14 protein-coding genes, 1 tRNA gene, 1 other RNA gene and 1 pseudogene are annotated in these 16085 nt (G+C 66.1%); 10 read left to right on the top strand and 7 right to left on the bottom strand.

The genetic code is table 11. From position 1 onward, the window contains the following. Nucleotides 1–19: 19 nt before the first annotated feature. Complete coding sequence (locus C3B78_RS02790; protein WP_104996718.1) at nucleotides 20–1081, bottom strand: glycosyltransferase family 4 protein; 1062 nt, start codon at nucleotides 1079–1081, stop codon at nucleotides 20–22. 227 nt (nucleotides 1082–1308) lie between these two features. Between C3B78_RS02790 and C3B78_RS02785 the strand changes: the two genes are divergently transcribed. Both C3B78_RS02785 and C3B78_RS02780 read left to right on the top strand, forming a co-directional pair. After that, entirely contained in the window at nucleotides 1309–2007 is a 699-nt protein-coding gene (locus C3B78_RS02785) for a DsbA family oxidoreductase (protein ID WP_104996717.1), read from the top strand. Nucleotides 2008–2064: 57 nt separating this feature from the next. Continuing rightward, nucleotides 2065–2715, top strand: a complete 651-nt coding sequence (locus C3B78_RS02780) for a TetR/AcrR family transcriptional regulator (protein ID WP_104996716.1) — start codon at nucleotides 2065–2067, stop codon at nucleotides 2713–2715. A 34-nt stretch (nucleotides 2716–2749) separates the two neighbouring features. On the opposite strand, the gene C3B78_RS02775 is transcribed toward C3B78_RS02780, so the two are convergent. Together C3B78_RS02775 and C3B78_RS02770 are read right to left on the bottom strand one after the other, a co-directional pair. Beyond that, nucleotides 2750–3424 carry a LytR C-terminal domain-containing protein gene (locus C3B78_RS02775; protein ID WP_104996715.1) on the bottom strand — a complete coding sequence of 225 codons (675 nt, stop codon included), beginning with the start codon at nucleotides 3422–3424 and terminating at the stop codon, nucleotides 2750–2752. Next, on the bottom strand, nucleotides 3417–3716 hold the full coding sequence (locus C3B78_RS02770) for a type II toxin-antitoxin system VapB family antitoxin (RefSeq protein ID WP_199775313.1): 300 nt from the start codon (nucleotides 3714–3716) through the stop codon (nucleotides 3417–3419). The genes C3B78_RS02775 and C3B78_RS02770 overlap by 8 nt, the downstream gene beginning before the upstream one ends. 148 nt (nucleotides 3717–3864) lie before the next feature. On the opposite strand from C3B78_RS02770, the gene C3B78_RS02765 reads away from it, so the two are divergent. Both C3B78_RS02765 and C3B78_RS02760 read left to right on the top strand, forming a co-directional pair. Then, on the top strand, nucleotides 3865–4794 hold the full coding sequence (locus tag C3B78_RS02765; protein WP_104996714.1) for a hypothetical protein: 930 nt from the start codon (nucleotides 3865–3867) through the stop codon (nucleotides 4792–4794). A 277-nt stretch (nucleotides 4795–5071) separates the two neighbouring features. Continuing rightward, nucleotides 5072–6487, top strand: a complete 1416-nt coding sequence (locus C3B78_RS02760) for a stealth family protein (protein WP_442778254.1) — start codon at nucleotides 5072–5074, stop codon at nucleotides 6485–6487. A gap of 36 nt (nucleotides 6488–6523) precedes the next feature. Here the strand turns inward: C3B78_RS02760 and C3B78_RS02755 are convergent, their stop codons facing one another. Beyond that, entirely contained in the window at nucleotides 6524–7453 is a 930-nt protein-coding gene (locus C3B78_RS02755) for a phosphodiesterase (RefSeq protein WP_104996712.1), read from the bottom strand. A 165-nt stretch (nucleotides 7454–7618) separates the two neighbouring features. Continuing rightward, nucleotides 7619–8131: a glutathione peroxidase gene (locus C3B78_RS02750; protein WP_104996711.1), complete on the bottom strand. Its 513-nt coding sequence runs from the start codon at nucleotides 8129–8131 to the stop codon at nucleotides 7619–7621. Between the two features lie 117 nt (nucleotides 8132–8248). Between C3B78_RS02750 and C3B78_RS19950 the strand changes: the two genes are divergently transcribed. Then, nucleotides 8249–8941 (top strand): hypothetical protein, encoded by a 693-nt coding sequence (locus C3B78_RS19950; protein WP_234005640.1) that lies wholly within the window; start codon nucleotides 8249–8251, stop codon nucleotides 8939–8941. A gap of 71 nt (nucleotides 8942–9012) precedes the next feature. On the opposite strand, the pseudogene C3B78_RS19945 reads toward C3B78_RS19950, so the two are convergent. Next, nucleotides 9013–9366 (bottom strand): annotated as a pseudogene (locus C3B78_RS19945) (M23 family metallopeptidase); the annotation flags it as partial. A 685-nt stretch (nucleotides 9367–10051) separates the two neighbouring features. Here C3B78_RS19945 and C3B78_RS02740 point away from each other — a divergent pair. Next, complete coding sequence (locus C3B78_RS02740) at nucleotides 10052–11038, top strand: oxygenase MpaB family protein (RefSeq protein WP_234005500.1); 987 nt, start codon at nucleotides 10052–10054, stop codon at nucleotides 11036–11038. On the opposite strand, the gene C3B78_RS02735 is transcribed toward C3B78_RS02740, so the two are convergent. Further along, a tRNA-Ser gene (locus C3B78_RS02735) sits at nucleotides 11003–11087 on the bottom strand. The two genes, C3B78_RS02740 and C3B78_RS02735, sit on opposite strands and share 36 nt — an antisense overlap. Before the next feature lie 309 nt (nucleotides 11088–11396). Between C3B78_RS02735 and C3B78_RS02730 the strand changes: the two genes are divergently transcribed. The 4 genes from C3B78_RS02730 to recR all read left to right on the top strand — a co-directional run bounded on the left by C3B78_RS02730 (nucleotide 11397) and on the right by recR (nucleotide 16020). Then, nucleotides 11397–11720: a hypothetical protein gene (locus C3B78_RS02730; protein ID WP_104996710.1), complete on the top strand. Its 324-nt coding sequence runs from the start codon at nucleotides 11397–11399 to the stop codon at nucleotides 11718–11720. Between the two features lie 38 nt (nucleotides 11721–11758). Then, an RNA gene (ffs, locus tag C3B78_RS02725) (signal recognition particle sRNA small type) lies at nucleotides 11759–11855 on the top strand. A 21-nt stretch (nucleotides 11856–11876) separates the two neighbouring features. Next, on the top strand, nucleotides 11877–15344 hold the full coding sequence (locus C3B78_RS02720; RefSeq protein WP_104996709.1) for a DNA polymerase III subunit gamma and tau: 3468 nt from the start codon (nucleotides 11877–11879) through the stop codon (nucleotides 15342–15344). 76 nt (nucleotides 15345–15420) lie between these two features. Next, nucleotides 15421–16020, top strand: coding sequence for a recombination mediator RecR (gene recR / locus C3B78_RS02715; RefSeq protein ID WP_104996708.1), 600 nt, complete (start codon nucleotides 15421–15423; stop codon nucleotides 16018–16020). Nucleotides 16021–16085 lie beyond the last annotated feature (65 nt).

The following is a 16085-nucleotide window of genomic DNA, read 5'->3' as shown; positions in this document are numbered from 1 at the left end:
CGGTTCGGAAGACCGTCCCTTAAAGATTCTGGTGCAAACCAACCACATCCGGAACCCCCGAGGGGGCCTCCCCTGCCAGCAGCTTCTCGAAGATCCGGAGGTACTCGTTCACCATGCGTTCCTCGCTGAAGCGTTCCTCCACCGCCCTTCGGCACACCGCCCGGTCCAGGCCTGCAGCCATCTCCACGAAACCGGCCAGCTCGTCCGTTCGCCCCAGGTACCCGGTCCGTCCATGGTCGATGATTTCGGCTGCCGAGCCAACCGCAGTGCCGATCACCGGAGTTCCTGTAGCCAGCGCCTCAATCATCACCAGGCCGAAAGGCTCCGGCCATTGGATGGGGTTGAGGAAGGCGAGCGCCTCACCCATCAGCCGGTACTTCGATGCATCGTCCACTTCCCCCACGAATTCCTCATTCGATCCGAGGACGGGTTCGACGGCATCACGGAAATAGCGGATCTCATCCGGCTCGCGCATTTTGACGGCGATCCTGAGCGGTATTCCCGCCTCGCGGGCAATCATGACTGACTCCAGCAGTCCCTTATCCCGGGAGGCCCTGCCCACAAAGCAGAGATAGCCCCCACGGCCGGAGCCCATCGGCACGGAGGAAAGATCCATCCCGTGATGGATCACGCGGGTGATGGGCATGCCAGGTGCGTGCGAAGCCTGGTCACGGGAAATGGCGATGACCGCCGCCTTCCGCGCAATGGCACGGTAGATGTCCTGCGCTTGTGAATTGAGCGGGCCGTGGATGGTGGTCACCACAGGGGTCCGTTCCGGCCGCAGTAAATACAGGGGGCCGGCCATCGTGTGGTCGTGGATGATGTCCACGCCGTCCATTCCCGCATAGGCGCGCGCCACGTGGCTCAGTTCGGAGAGGGTGAAGTTCAGGTCCTCCGGAGCCGACGGCCGCATCCCCGGAACCCTCGGCACCGGGCAGGTGCTGTCAGCTGGTGCCGCCAGCAGCACGTCATGCCCGGCAGCGGCAAAGCCCCTGGCCAGGCTGTCCACAACTCTTTCGGTTCCGCCGTATGTTGCAGGCGGCACCGAAATCCACGGTCCTGCAACCAGTCCTATCCGCATCCCTGACCTCCAGGATAATGACAGGCCGGGCTCCCCAGCGGGCCGGGCACCTTGTTCCGCGGAAACCGTCCGGCCCGCGGCGCTGGTTCGGGTTGACACCCCGAGGGGCCGTCTGCTCAACCCACAGTCTGACTATTGCCCGGAACCGGCCCGCAGACAAGACCCACTGTGCGGCAACTAACACCCGGGTCCGGAATGGCGGCCCGGAGTCCGCGGTTACCTCCAGCATGAAGATAGAGATCTGGTCCGATGTTGCCTGCCCGTGGTGCTTTATTGGCAAGCGGCGCTTCGAAGCTGCCCTTGCGGCCTTCCCGCACCGTGATTACGTGGACGTCACCTGGCGCAGCTACCAGCTGGACCCCACCCTTCCCGAGCACTATGACGGCACGGAACTTGAGTACCTGAGCTCCCGCAAGGGCATCCCCGCGGAGCAGGTCTCGGCGATGTTCGGCCACGTTGCCGGCCAGGCGAAGGCCGAGGGCCTGAATTACCGGTTCGACTCGGTGGTGGTGGCAAACAGCTTCACCGCGCACCGCCTGATCCACCTTGCCGCTGCCCACGGCAAGCAGGACGCTGCAAAGGAACGCCTGCTCAGCGACCACTTCGAGCATGGCAAGGACATCGGCAGCCGGCAGTACCTTGCGTCGCTCGGTGTCGGGCTCGGCATCGACCCCGACGCAGTGGATGAACTCTTCACCACGGACAAGTACGCGGACGCAGTCCGCTACGATTTCGAGGAAGGCCGGTCCCTGGGCATCAGCGGCGTCCCGTTCTTCGTGATCGACCGGAAGTACGGACTCTCCGGGGCACAACCCGCCGGGACCTTCACTGCCGCCTTGAACCAGGCATGGCAGGAAGCCAATCCCCTTGTCATGGTCAACTCCGGTGATGGGGAGGCCTGCGGACCGGACGGCTGCCCGGCCTAGGAAAGCGCAGCAGGAAGGGGCGGGGCGTTTACTGACACACGGCGGTAAAGTGTCTGTATGCCCAGGATTTCAGCGGCCACCAACGCCGAGCAGCGAGCGGACACCCAGCGGCGTATCCTTACGGCCTTCGGCGAACTCCTTTTTTCGCACGGGCTGCCCGGGCTGACCATGACGGACGTTGCACGGCACGCCGGGGTGGGCCGGACCGCCGTCTACAACTACTACGCGGACATCGAAGAACTGCTGATCTCCTACGCCCTGGATGAGACCGAAAAGTTCCTCGCCGAACTGCGTGACTCGTTGGGGCGCCTGGACAACCCCGTGGACAGGCTGGCGCTGTACGTCCGCGCGCAGGTGGTGGACCTCAGCCGCCGCCACCTCCCCCCGGGGCCTGCCATGGGAGCCGTGCTCTCGCCGTCGTCCTTTGCCAAACTCGCCAACCACGTGGGCGAGCTGAGCATCCTGCTGCAGGGGATCCTGCGGGACGGAATGGAACAGGGCTACCTCCCAGTGGCGGACGTCAACCAGCAGGCACAGCTGATCCTGGGCACCCTGTCCTCCAGCGCGGCCCGGGGCAGCGATGAGCCCGCCGAACTGGAAGCCCGGGTGGCCAGGACGGTTCGCTTCATCCAGCTGGGCGCCGGGGCAAGGTTCGACGACGACGGCCGCCCCGTCCGGCTGGCCCCGCTTCCCGCCGTGGCGGGCTAAGCAGCACCGCAGTGGGCGGGCGGCTGGCCACGCGTCACGGAGTTGGCGCCGCCGACGGTATGACGGGCCATTTGTCGTCGTCGGCAATGCGCCGGCTTTCCCTCGGACAGCTCAGCTTCCCGGGCGTCTGGTCAACGAGCTCGGGCGGGGCCAGGGCGCTGTAGTTCTGGGAGAGGATCACGTCCACGCTTCCGTCTGTCCTGCTGTCCTGGAAATAGTCCGAACCCGGCAGGTTGCGCTGGACACTGAAGGCAGCGGCCTGGCCGGCGGCTCCGGAAACCACAGCCGCAATGCCACGGTAGCCGGCGTCGATGTTGGACACCGCCCCCACCACGAACTTCCGGGCCAGGAACTCATCCGCCACCGAGCGGGCCAGCCCGGGCCTGCTCGTGGAGTTATAGACGTTGAGGTTGATCTGGTCGTGGGGGGTGTAGTCGAAAGTGGCGGCGGGGCAGGTGGAGACGGCCTCCTCGGCCGGCGCTGCGGCGGGAAACTTCAGCCGTCCGTCGATGATGGCCAGCGCGGTAATGATGGCCGCCAGGATCAGGCCAATGAGAAGGACCAGGACAACCCCGTGCAGCGCCCGGCGGCGCACGCGCGCCGTATCGTCGGCCTCGCGGGCCGCTTCAAAGGTGGCCCGCAGCTCGGGGCCCGTGACAACGCGGTGGCCGTGGAGGACGCTGACGTCCTGCTGCTTCTTCCTAGCCATCTATCACCAGGACCCGCGCGTGGATTGCGGTGCGCTGGTGCAGGGCGGTGCGGACGGCGCGGTGCAGCCCGTCCTCCAGGTACAGGGTTCCCTGGTACTGCACCACGTGCGGGAACAGGTCACCGAAAAAGGTGGAGTCCTCGGCCAGCAGGGCTTCCAGGTCAAGGGTTCGCTTAGTGGTCACCAGCTCATCCAGCCGGACTGGCCGCGGGGGGAGCGAAGCCCAATCCTTGGGCGTCATGTAACCATGGTCGGGGTAAGGGCGGCCCTCGCCCACAGCTTTGAATATCACCTTGCCACACTAGGCATCCTGCACGTCCAGCGAAAGTGCCCGGGCGTGCCTGTTGCAGGTTGTGGCCAAACAGTGACCATGTGTCACATGCGGTGCCCAATACCCGCCGGGAACAGCCCGCGCCCGGCGCTGCTGAGAGAATAGATGCATGACAGCATCCGAGTCCCCCGCCGTGTCCGTACCAGGAGCCCATGCACGCGCCACGCCGCCTCTGGCACTCCTGCTCGACGTGGACGGGCCGGTGGCAAGTCCGGTCACCCGCGATGTGAAGCGGGAGATCATCGATGACCTGGTGGCCCTCGCCGCCGCCGGCATCCCCGTTGTTTTCAACACCGGGCGCTCTGACGCGTTCATCAGGGAACAGGTCATGGAACCCATGATCGCCGCCGGGATTCCGTCAGGCACCATCATCCACGCCGTCTGCGAGAAGGGCGCCGTCTGGTTCAGCTACACCGCGGCCGGGCCCGGCCCCATCCATGTGGACCGCGAACTCGCCGTGCCGGCAGCCTACGGGGACGACATCCGGCGGATGGTGGCAGAGGACTATGCCGCGCACATGTTCTTTGACGAAACCAAGAGGGCCATGGTGTCCGTGGAGCAGCACATCGAGGTGCCCAGCGTCGAGTACCTGGCGGAGCAAAAACTCTTCGACGCCGACGCCATGGAGCTGATGGCCCGCCACGGGCTGGGAGTGGTGCGGCTGGACCACCACGCCCCCAATTCCGACGACGAGGTGGACTACCGGGTGGACCCCACCATCATTTCCACGGACATTGAATCGGTGCGGCTTGGGAAGGACCTGGGAGCCAGCCGGGCAGTGGAGCTGCTCGCGGCACAGGGCATCACCCCGGAGGCCTGGCGGACCGTTGGCGATTCGCGCACGGACTATGCCATGGCTGACTGGCTTCACCACAACGACCACCCGGTCAAGCACGTGGATGTCCGGCCCGCGGACGGTATCCCGGAAAAACCGTACCAAGTCCTGACCGCCGAGGACCTGGGGCTTGGGGCGTCCGTAATCCACGACGACGCCGGCGGTGCTTTCCTGCGCAGCTGGCGGGAGGCGCTGGGCGCCTAAGCCCCTTCCGGGCATTGGTTGCCCGGACCCTGCCGTTTTACGGGCGGGGCTATCATGCACATAGGAACGCTAACCAATACGCAGCACGGAGACCATCATTACAGAAGCACCGGTTCAAGACGAGGTCTACTACGGCGGCCAGGCATCCGTAGAGGAACAATTTCACGCGGAAATCACCTCCGCAGAAGCTGAGCAGCGCCTCAACCCGCGCCCTGACGTCATCACGCACAAGGGCCGCATCGCGCTGATCAACTACAACAGGACTCCGTACCAGGCCATGGTGGAGGACCTGCTGTTTGTCAGGAATGTGCTTGCCAACGCCGGCCTGGCCTACCTGCTGGTCAGGGGCAACAATGACCGTCCCGTCGTTGCCCTGGACTGGAAAGACCGGAAGAAGCTCAGGGCCGCCCTGGTGGAAGCCTGCCAGGACGAACCTTTCTACTCCATGACCGTGGACGCCAAGAAGAAGACCTCCCTGCTGGTTGCGGACGGCGAACTCTCCTCCAACCGGAAGGCGCGCATCTTCCGCCTGTACCGGCCGCGGGTGGAGCCGGCCGGCGGCTTCGAGTTCGGTGCGTCCGCAGGTGTCCAGCTTGAGCTTTGGTCCTTCAAGGGCGACGAGATCATCCTGCCGATCGAGAATTCCCTCACGCGCAGGACCCTGCTCCGGCAGGACGCTGTCCGCGGCACCGTTGAACGCTATGGCCACACGTGGCCCACCATCGAGAACATGTTCGCGGACCACGCCAGCGACATCAGCTTCGACATCGACCTCGTGTTCTCCTGGGTGGACGGCAGCTCCCCTGAGTACATTGCCGCCCGCCGGGCCCAGCAGAAGGACGTTGTCCTGGGCGAAGGGGATGACCATGAGGCCCGCTTCCGGCAGATCAACGAACTCAAGTACGCGCTGCGGTCCGTCTACATGTTTGCGCCCTGGATCCGCCGCATCTTCATTGCCACGGATTCACCGGCACCCGCGTGGCTGGCGGAACACCCGTCAGTGACCATTGTCCGCAGTGAGGAATTCTTCTCGGACCCCTCCGTGCTGCCCACCCACGACTCCCAGGCGGTGGAGTGCCAGCTCCACAACATCGAAGGCCTGTCCGAGCACTTCCTGTATTCCAATGACGACATGTTTTTCGGCCGGCCGGTCAGCCCGGACCTGTTCTTCACGCCGGGCGGCATCACCAAGTTCATTGAGGCGGAGACCCGGATCGGGCTGGGCGAGAATGCTGCAGAACGGAGCGGGTTCGAGAACGCGGCCCGTGTCAACCGCAAGCTGTTATGGAACAGGTTCGGCCGCATCACTACCCGGCACCTGGAGCACACAGCCGCGCCGCTGCGGCGCAGCGTGGTGGCGAAGATGGAGCGCGAGTTCCCTGAGGAATTCCGGAAGACGGCGGCCAGCCGCTTCCGGGCGGCGGACAACATCTCCGTGACCAACTCCTTCTACCACTACTACGCCCTGCTGACGGGCCGGGCGGTGACCCAGACGGCGGCGAAGGTCCGTTACGTGGACACCACCATGCGGACGGGACTGAATTACCTGCCCAAGCTGCTGGCCAAGCGGAACATGGATTTCTTCTGCCTGAACGACGGCAGCTTCCCCGAGGTGGATGCCGACGAGCGCGCCAAACTGGTCACGGACTTCCTGGAGAAGTACTTCCCCATCAAGGCGCCTTGGGAAAAGTAGGCAGCGAAAAGTAGGCAGGGAAAAGTAGGCAGCGGCCTACCGGCTTGTGGGGAGCCCGATCTTCGCGCTGTTCCGCTGCTTGGCGGTTTCTGGAATCCGGATCCCGGCGGCGGCCAGCCGGAACTCGGTCTCTTCCGGGGAGACGTACTCCCCCACCGTGGTGGAACGGCCCAGCGGAACTACCGAGTGGACGATGGTGTGCTCGTACACGTGGACCAGGTTGAAGGATTGCCCGCTGTCCTGGCCCCGTGTGCCGCCAACGGGAACATTGAGGTCCTGGGTGTAACAACTGGCCGATGCCACGGAGACAGGGATGCCGGCGAAGCTCGCCGTGGTCGAATAATGCAGGTGGCCCGCGAGGATGGTGCGGACGTCCGAGTTCCGGACTACTGCCTCCAGCGACGCCTGGTCACGCAGCTCTACCAGGACCGAGAGGTCCAGGATGGACGGTATGGGCGGGTGGTGCAGCGCCAGGATGGTGCCGTCGGGGGCAGGAGTGTCCAGTTGCCGCGTCAGCCAGTCCAGCTGCGACGGGCTCAGCTCGCCGTGGTGATACCCGGGAACTGAGGTGTCCATGGTGATGACGCGCAGCCCGTTGACGGAGTAGCTCTTGTCCACGGGCGCGTCATTCGGGGCTTCGTCCAGCAGTCCCGTCCGGAAGTTTTCACGGTTGTCGTGGTTGCCCATCGCCCAGATCACCTGAGCGCCGAGTTCCTCGCAGGCGGGCTCAACGATTGCCCGCAGTTTCACATAGGCTTCAGGATCGCCCTTGTCGGCGAGGTCGCCGGTGAAGATCACGGCCTCCGGCCGCGCCCCGGACGCCTTCACTTCTTCGAAGAGCTGGATAAGGCGTGCTTCGCTGTCAACGACGCCGTAAAGAGGATCCGGACCTCCCATCAAGTGGGGATCGCTCAGGTGGAGTAGGAAGTGGCGTGGCCGGGGATGTTCGGCCTCGATGTGCTCCATTGCTGCCTCTGTGGTTCGGTGGGAAACGGCGCTTCCCTTGTACCCTTCAGTAATGTTTATCCAATCAGACATTTGGCAAACTTTGGGTAAATCGCCGTAGTTGATGTGGAAAAAGATGAAAGAACTGCGCTTTTCAGCCGCCCGGTTCGGCGAAGGGCCCGTTTTTCAACAGAGGGCCTCCTCGACGGCGTCGATAACCGCCGCCGAATCGGGCTCCACGGTTGGCGCGAAGCGGTTCACCACCCGGCCGTCCCTGTTGACCAGGAACTTCTCAAAGTTCCATTTCACTAATCCGGGCAGCAGCCCGCTCTTGAACTTGGTGAGCTCCGCGTAAAGCGGGTGCTGGTTCCTGCCACGGACGTCCGCCTTGAGGGTGAGGGGGAACGTGACCCCGAAGTTGCGCTGGCAGAATTCGGCGATTTCGCTGTCGCTGCCGGGTTCCTGGCCTGCGAACTGGTTGCACGGTACGCCGAGTACTTCAAACCCCCGGTCCCGGAATTTTTGATACAGCGTCTCCAGCCCCGTGTACTGGGGCGTGAACCCGCAGTTGGAGGCAACGTTGACCACCATCACCGCTTTGCCCTTGAACCTGCCAAAATCGGTCGGGGCACCGTCGTTCAGGGTCAGCGGGAACCGGTACAGGTCGGTTACAGACCGCTTCCCCAAAAGGTTGTCCATGCATGGAATTCGTCACCAACGGACCGCGGTATTGGTCAGGGCTGGGCGTTTCCTGCAAGGATCCCGGCGCACTTTTAAGGCACCGGTGAGGGGCCGGTTGCCTATGGCGCTGGTTCGATGGGGGCGGGTTCGGTCGGCGCGGGCTCGGTCGGGGCGGGCTCGGTCGGGGCAGGCTCGGTCGGTGCAGGTTCGATGGGGGTGGGAACCGGCTCTACCGGACTCGGCTCAACCGGGGCCGGTTCAACCGGAACCGGCTCAACCGGGGCCGGTATTACCGGAACCGGCTCTACCGGGGCGGGCTGGGTCGGTGCAGGTTCGATGGGCGTGGGAACCGGCTCAACCGGGGCAGGTTCAACTGGAACCGGCTCAACCGGGGCCGGCTCGGTCGGTGCAGGTTCGCTGGGCGGGGGAACCGGCTCAACCGGACTCGGCTCAACCGGCGCAGGTTCGGTCGGCGCCGGTTCGGTCGGTGCCGGTTCGATGGGGGCGGGAGCCGGCTCAACCGGACTCGGCTCAACGGGGGCCGGCGTGCCGGTCTCAGACGGCGACGGCGACGGCGTCCCCGGGTCAAACTCAGACGGCGACGGCGACGGCGGCGACGGCGTCCCACTCTCAGACGTCGACGGCGCCCCCGGGTCAACCGTCGCAGCCAGCAGCAACGAGGATGCCGGCCCGGCGGAGGAGCCAGCCGCCGTCGTCGGCAAATTTGCCCATGGAGCGGCCGAAGGAGGCTTGCTGCCCTGCCCCATCGGGATGGTCCAGCGTATGGGCACCGGCCCTATGGACGGAACAGTGGTGCCTGGCAGGTAGGTCAGCGACTCAGCGGGCCCGGCTCCGACTGGCCATACCGCCATCAGGCGCCATTGCAGCGGACTCGTGTGGCGTCCGTTGAGGATTGTTTCGAAATGCAGGTGGCATCCCGTCGACCACCCGGTGGTGCCTACCCTGGCAATGGCCTGGCCAACTCTGACGGAGTCACCGCTGCGGACGGCAATGGACTCCAAATGGTTGTAGGTGGTGATGAGTCCGTTGCCGTGATCGATTTCAACCCGGTTGCCGCCGCCCCAGGGATGCCATCCGGCCGCACGGACCACGCCTGAATCCGCAGCGTAGACCGGGGTGCCGCACGGGGCCGAATAGTCTTGGCCGAGATGGAAATCCCCAGCCAGCCCGGAGAGCGGGCTTACCCGGAATCCGAAGGGCGACGTGGGAATCAGCAGTTTGAGGGGCGCCATGAGATAACCCGCCGGCGGCCTTCCCAACCCTGTCAGCTCAACGGTCAGCGCTGGCGGAGCACCCTCGGCGGAGCTGCCCGGGAGCGGCCGCGGAAAACCGGCTTCAGCTTGGGGATCGGACAGGATGGCAACAGTCAGGGGAGCCGCGGCTACAAGGCCGTCCGACGGCGGTGCACCCCCCGCCGCCGCTCTGCCATTGGTCCCGCCATCAGCGCCGGTTCCGTCACCTAAAAGATTCCCCGCGGCACCGGCACCGGCATGGGCAACGGAGGCCGTGGCGGTTCCCGGTTCAGAGCTGCTGCCGGAGAGGTTGAACGCGCAGACGGAGATGGCGAGCACCCCGGTGGCGACCACGGTTCGCGCACCATGCAGGCGAAGGCCATTGGGGTTCTTATCGTGTTTCCCGGATACCGCGTGAGTGCCCAAAAGACTGACTCCAGGACGTGGCCACCCGCGCATTGTCTTGACGGGTACCTACCATGTGAACATACAGTCGCTGCCCTGTGAACCCCGCAGCGGGCACACTTTGGGTTTTTTGGGGAGACACCGAACTGCAGCATCGCCACGGCCACCGGACCACTCCGCTGCAGCTTCGCTGAATCGTGCTTACGATAAGCTCGACAGCCGAGTTCTCCACAGGAGGGCGTGCACCATCAAAAGCATCCTCAGCCCCATCAAGAAGCGCTTGGTCCGAACCTTCAGCAACGGTTCCGAAGGGGTTCAGCAATGGCAATTGGATCTTGCGGAGGGCGATGACCCGGGGTACCACCTGCCCGGTTCCGCGGTATGGGCGGTGCACGGTTCAATGTCGCCCATCGTCGCCGGAATCCGAGCCCTGCTGATGCAGTCCCTGCACCCTGGCGCCCTTGCCGGCGTCCACGAACATTCAAACTTCCGCGAGGATCCCCTGGGCAGGCTGGCCAACACCATCCGCTGGATCTTCACGGTGACCTACGGCTCCAAGGACGCCGCCGGGAACGCCTCACGGAGGGTGCGCCGGCTGCACGAGGCCGTCCAGGGCAGCTACAGCGACAACCAGGGGGCACAGCGCACCTACAGCGCCAACGATCCGCACCTGGCCAGCTGGATCCATCTGGCCTTCACTGACGCCTTCCTCACGGCCCACAAACTGTGGGGAGGCACGATTCCCGGCGGACCGGACGCGTATGTCCGGGAGTGGGCCCATGCGGGCCGGCTGATGGGAGTGGAGGATCCGCCGCTCACCGAGGCGGACATGCACAGGCAGCTGGACCGCTGGTACGAAAGCGGTGATCTCCGGGGTGACGGCCGTGTGGCAGAGACAGTGGGATTCGTCCGCAACCCGCCCTTGAACCGGATGCTCCGGCCGGGGTACCGGCTCCTCTTCGCGGGCGCTGTATACAGCCTGGAGCCAAGGTACCGCCGGATGCTCGGGCTGGAAGTTCCCCGACTGGGTCCCCTGCCGCTGCCGGTGAGGCTCGCAACGAAGCTGGTTCTCGGCGTCGCACGCCTGGCCTTGGGGCACAGGGGTCCAAGCGAGCTGGCCGCCAGGGAACGGCTTCGGCGGCTGGGCGTGGCGGCCGCCGAAGGGCGGGATGACGCCGCACCAATAGAAAGGACCCGGCCCCCGATTGAACGGGAGCCGGGTCCTCACCGGCGGAGAATGGGGGATTTGAACCCCCGAGGGCGTTAACCCAACACGCGTTCCAGGCGTGCGCCATAGGCCGCTAGGCGAATTCTCCAGCTGCTTCTGAATCAAAAGCAGATACTAGGCTACCTGATGTTTTCCGCATCGCCCAATTGGCCGGAACAAGCTGGTCCTCCACAGGCCCTGAGAGGGCTGCCCGTCACTTTAACCACGAAATGGACGCCCCCAACGCGTCCATTCCCCAGACACCGTTGAGCTGCCGGGTCCGGCCCGTTCAGCCAGGCCACGCACCTCACAATCGGAGATTGCCCCAATCGGCGTATGTACCCATAATCCGGGGAGTTGCCGGGATAAGCAACGAGTTTCGTCCGCTTGCCGGCTGCTTTCGGGCACGATGGAAACCATGAAGGAGCTGCATGCACTGGTGGTCTACGTCCCGCGTTCCCACACGGACCGGGTCCTCGCGGCCATCGGTAACGCCGGAGCCGGCAGGATCGGCAATTACTCGCACTGTTCGTTCGTCGTGCCCGGGACGGGCCGCTTCACTCCCCTGGAAGGCTCCGAACCGTACCTTGGGCACGTGGGAAAGCCGGAGGAGGCGGCCGAGGACAAGATTGAATGCGTGGTTGACCAGGCATTGCTCGACGCTGTGGTTGCAGCGCTGCGGGCGGCGCATCCCTATGAGGAGCCAGCCTTTATGAGCTGGCCGGTGGAGGGCTGGCGCTAATCGATTCGAGTCGCGCCGGAAGTTCGGGTAAAGTGTCTGACGGCCCCTCATGTGGCGTCATCCTGTTGAACTCCCCCAGGACCGGAAGGTAGCAAGGGTAAATGGGCTCTGGCGGGTGCATGGGGGGTCTTTACTATTCCCCCACAGGGCGGCAGGATGTCGGCCCGGATTGGTAGGGTTTTCTCTGTGACAGTTACTACCGCCCTCTACCGCAGATACCGTCCAGATTCGTTTGCTGACGTTATCGGGCAGGAGCATGTCACCGAGCCGCTGATGACGGCTTTGAGGAAGAACCGGGTCAACCACGCCTACCTCTTCTCCGGCCCAAGGGGCTGCGGCAAGACCACCTCCGCCCGTATCCTGGCGCGCTGCCTCAACTGCGCCCAAGGCCCTACCGACACCCCCTGCGGCACCTGCCCCAGCTGCGTTGAGCTCGCCCGCGGCGGTTCCGGCTCGCTGGATGTCATCGAGATTGACGCCGCCAGCCACGGCGGCGTGGACGACGCCCGGGACCTCCGCGAGCGGGCCACCTATGCACCAGTACGGGACCGCTACAAGATCTTCATCATTGACGAGGCCCACATGGTCACGTCCGCCGGCTTCAACGCCCTGCTGAAGATCGTGGAAGAACCACCGGAACACATCAAGTTCATCTTCGCCACCACGGAACCGGACAAGGTCATCGGGACCATCCGCTCCCGCACCCACCACTACCCGTTCCGGCTGGTGCCGCCGGAACCGCTGATGGCCTACCTGGAGCTCTTGTGCAACCAGGAGAACGTCCCGGTGGCCCCCGGCGTCCTGTCCCTTGTGATCCGTGCCGGCGGCGGCTCCGTCCGTGATTCGCTGTCCGTCCTGGACCAGCTGATGGCGGGTGCCGGGCCGAACGGCCTGGACTACGAACTTGCCGTGGCACTGCTCGGATACACCCACGCGTCGTTGCTCGATGACGTGGTTGAGGCCGTTGCCGCTTCTGACTCCGCTACCGTTTTCCGGGCCGTGGACCGGGTGATCCAAACCGGCCACGATCCCCGCCGCTTCGTTGAGGACCTGCTGGAGCGGTTCCGCGACCTCATCATCGTCCAGGCCATGCCTGAAAGCGCCCAAACCATTCTCCGCGGCATGCCTGCGGACCAGATTGCCCGCCTGAAGAACCAGGCCCACAACCTGGGGGCGGCCGAGCTGTCGCGCGCAGCGGACGTCACCAATACCGCGCTGACCGAGATGACCGGCGCCACCTCCCCCCGGCTGCACCTTGAGCTGCTGTGCGCGCGGATCCTTTTGCCCAGCTCGGAGCAAAACGAGCGCGGCATGGCGGCGCGGATAGACCGCGTGGAGCGCAGGCTGAACTACGCCGGGAACGACGTCGGGGCTCCCGCCGGGTCAAGTGTGAACGGCTCCACAGCTGCCGCCACACCTGCCGCTCCGCCGGCACACGTTTCCGGGGCAGCCAACGCCGCTGCCCGGGAAGCAAGGCCCTCGGCTCCTGCGTCTTCAGCTGGCGCCACCGCTGCCAGCGTTCCGGCCCTGGCTACCGCGAAGGCGGCGCCCGCGGCTCCGGCCGTTGCGGGCCCGGCGCCCGGCACCCCGGCATTGCCGGCAGCCACCGCAGCCCCCGGGGACCCGGCAGCTCCCGGCGCGGGCTCCGTCGGGGAAGCTTCCTCTGCGGCCGGCGGACCACGCTCTGCCCTGACCGCCCCGCGAGTCAGCACCGGCGACTGGCCGGTAGACGATTCGGCAGGGAACCGCCCGTCTCCTGCCCCCTCGGATCGTCCAGCCGGTCGCGGCCCCGGCTTTGCCTCGCCGCCGCAGGCCCCGGCGGAGCCGGCCGCTGCGAGTGCGTCCGGCTCGGCGCAAGATGCCATGGAAACGCAGGGTTCCGGCCCGGCTCAAGGTGCCATGCGCACGCCGGGTTCCGGCCCCGCTCAGGGCTCCGGCCCGGCGCCCGCCGCCGAGCCCAAAGCAGCTCCCCCTGCCGGGCAGGCGGAGAAGTCGCCCACCCCAGCGGCACCCACCGCGGCGGCGCCTGCCGGTGCGCCCGGACCCATGGGGGACGTGGAGGTCTTGCGCCGCGCCTGGCCCGACGTCCTGCAGACCCTGTCCAAAATCAAGCGCAGCACGTGGGCCCTCGTTGAACCCAATGCCCAGGTTGCTGCCTTCGACGGCCACAGCCTCACCCTCGCATTCACCACGTCCGGACTTGCCGGAGCCTTCGGCCGGGCGGACCATTCGGAGAATCTGCGCCAGGCCATCCACAAGACCGTAGGCATCGACTGCCAGATCACTGCGTCGGCCGGTGGCGGCACGCAGGCGAGCTCTGACCCAAACCCAAAAGTGCCCGCCGGACGGGTGGCACCGGCAACTTCGGCTGACGTCGCTTGGGGGCTGGCGCCGGCACCTGCTCCGACGGGCAGCGATGCAGCACGGCAGCCTGGCCTTGGCGGGCCCGCTGCCGCGAGCCAGCAGCACTCTGTACCGGACGCAAAACATCAGCAAAGTGCACGTACGGGGCAGGGACAAGCTGATGCGGGCCAGGCCCACGACGTCGCACCGGAAGGCGTGGCGGCCCAGGCAGCAGCCGCGGCACTTTCGGCCCCGCCTCCCGGAAGCGGTACCGTGCGGCCCGCATCCGGACAACCCGTTGCGCAGGTCCCGCCCCGCGCAGAGTCCGCCCCGGTCCCGGCGGCCCACGCCGCCGCGGAGGAAGATTACTCATATTCCGACGACGACTGGGGACCGGCCAGGGACGAGGACGCTCCCCCTCTGGACGAAGAACCTCCCATGGACTGGGCCCCGTCCAACCGGGCCCAGCCCTCGGGGGTGCAGGCCGGTTCAGGCCCGTCGGGCACCCCCGTCACCGATTCCGGTGCAAAGGGGCCGTCGCCGGCACGCCCCGGCCCCGTTAACGTCCCGGGCGTCCAGCCTCACGGGCAGCATCATTCTGCCGCTGGCACGGCTGCAGAACCGCAGGATCCTTGGACCCGTGCCGTGGAACAGGCTCCCGGAGTCTGGGTGGTCGGTGAAGAAAGCAACGTGGGAAGGGCAGCCTCCCCTGCGGCGCCGGACGAGGCACCAACCGGGCCGGTGGCCGCACCGCGCTACGAACCCGCCACAGCCCAGGTACCACCTTCAATCCCCGTCACGAGAGCCGGCACCAGCCCGGAGCCGGACTGGGGCCTGGCAGCGTCTGCAGCATCTGCAGGCGCTGGACGGTTTGGAACGGACGAACCGGGCGGGGGCGGTTTCTCACCAGCCATCGCGGAACCGGACATAACGCGGGAGCCAGAGTACGCCATGGCGTCAGCTTCCCCGGCTCCCGCCGCCACTCCAACCCAGGCTGCCCCGGCCAAGGCTCCCCAGTTGTCCCCGGCCGCCGCAGCCGAGGCACGGCAAAGCCTTTACCAGCGCCTCTCCAACAGCCCTGAAGCGGAAGCCGGCCGCGCCAAGGCCCCGGCCCGTGCGGTGACAGCTGCTGCCACGTACGTCCAGGACATCCCCAGCGCCGATGATGAGACCATCGAAGAGTCCGGCGTGTTCGGCCGTGCCGCGGTGGAGCGTATTCTGGGCGGAAAGCTGATTGAGGAGCGCTCCCCCGACGGAAGCCCCATCACACCGCGATATTGACGGTTGCCCGGTCAAACGGGGGACCGCCTTTAAGTCTTTGCCCTGCCCGCAATCCATCCCAAGCTAAGGGGAAAACGTGTACGAAGGTGCTGTCCAGGAGCTGATTGATGAGCTCGGACGCCTTCCGGGGGTGGGCCCCAAATCCGCCCAGCGGCTGGCGTTCCACATCCTCGAAGCCGATCCCCAGGACATGAAGCGCTTGGTTGAGGCGATCACGACCGTCAAGGAACGGGTCAAGTTCTGCACCGCCTGCGGCAACGTCACCGAGCAGGAACTGTGCAACATCTGCCGTGACCCGCGCCGGGATCCGGCGGTGATCTGCGTGGTGGAGGAATCAAAGGATGTCCTGGCAGTGGAGCGCACGCGGTCGTTCCGGGGCCGCTACCACGTGCTGGGCGGCGCCATCAACCCCATTGCGGGCATCGGACCGGAGCAGCTCCGCATCCGCGAGCTCCTGACCCGGCTCAATGACGGCGCTATCCAGGAAGTCATCATCGCTACGGACCCCAACCTTGAGGGCGAGGCCACCGCCACCTACCTGGCCCGTATGCTCAAGACAATCGGCATCACCGTGACCCGGCTGGCCTCCGGGCTGCCTGTGGGCGGCGACCTGGAATACGCGGACGAGGTCACCCTTGGCCGGGCGTTCGAGGGACGCCGGAACGCCCTCATCTGACCTGCCCCTGGCGGACCCTGCCTAGCCGGGCCGGGCCCGGGGAAGCGCCGCAAGAGCCGCAAGCG

This window comes from Arthrobacter sp. PGP41, from assembly GCF_002953935.1.
In the GTDB taxonomy this organism is placed as follows: domain Bacteria; phylum Actinomycetota; class Actinomycetes; order Actinomycetales; family Micrococcaceae; genus Arthrobacter.
Note: the sequence above shows the minus strand (reverse complement) of the source record. Positions and strands in the feature narration are given on the sequence as shown.

Coding starts and splice junctions, on each gene's coding strand:
- C3B78_RS02790 (WP_104996718.1), bottom strand. CDS start 1,081: ATGCGGATAGGACTGGTTGCAGGACCGTGGATTTCGGTGCCGCCTGCA.
- C3B78_RS02785 (WP_104996717.1), top strand. CDS start 1,309: ATGAAGATAGAGATCTGGTCCGATGTTGCCTGCCCGTGGTGCTTTATT.
- C3B78_RS02780 (WP_104996716.1), top strand. CDS start 2,065: ATGCCCAGGATTTCAGCGGCCACCAACGCCGAGCAGCGAGCGGACACC.
- C3B78_RS02775 (WP_104996715.1), bottom strand. CDS start 3,424: ATGGCTAGGAAGAAGCAGCAGGACGTCAGCGTCCTCCACGGCCACCGC.
- C3B78_RS02765 (WP_104996714.1), top strand. CDS start 3,865: ATGACAGCATCCGAGTCCCCCGCCGTGTCCGTACCAGGAGCCCATGCA.
- C3B78_RS02760 (WP_442778254.1), top strand. CDS start 5,072: ATGGTGGAGGACCTGCTGTTTGTCAGGAATGTGCTTGCCAACGCCGGC.
- C3B78_RS02755 (WP_104996712.1), bottom strand. CDS start 7,453: ATGGAGCACATCGAGGCCGAACATCCCCGGCCACGCCACTTCCTACTC.
- C3B78_RS02750 (WP_104996711.1), bottom strand. CDS start 8,131: ATGGACAACCTTTTGGGGAAGCGGTCTGTAACCGACCTGTACCGGTTC.
- C3B78_RS19950 (WP_234005640.1), top strand. CDS start 8,249: ATGGGGGCGGGTTCGGTCGGCGCGGGCTCGGTCGGGGCGGGCTCGGTC.
- C3B78_RS02730 (WP_104996710.1), top strand. CDS start 11,397: ATGAAGGAGCTGCATGCACTGGTGGTCTACGTCCCGCGTTCCCACACG.
- C3B78_RS02720 (WP_104996709.1), top strand. CDS start 11,877: ATGTCGGCCCGGATTGGTAGGGTTTTCTCTGTGACAGTTACTACCGCC.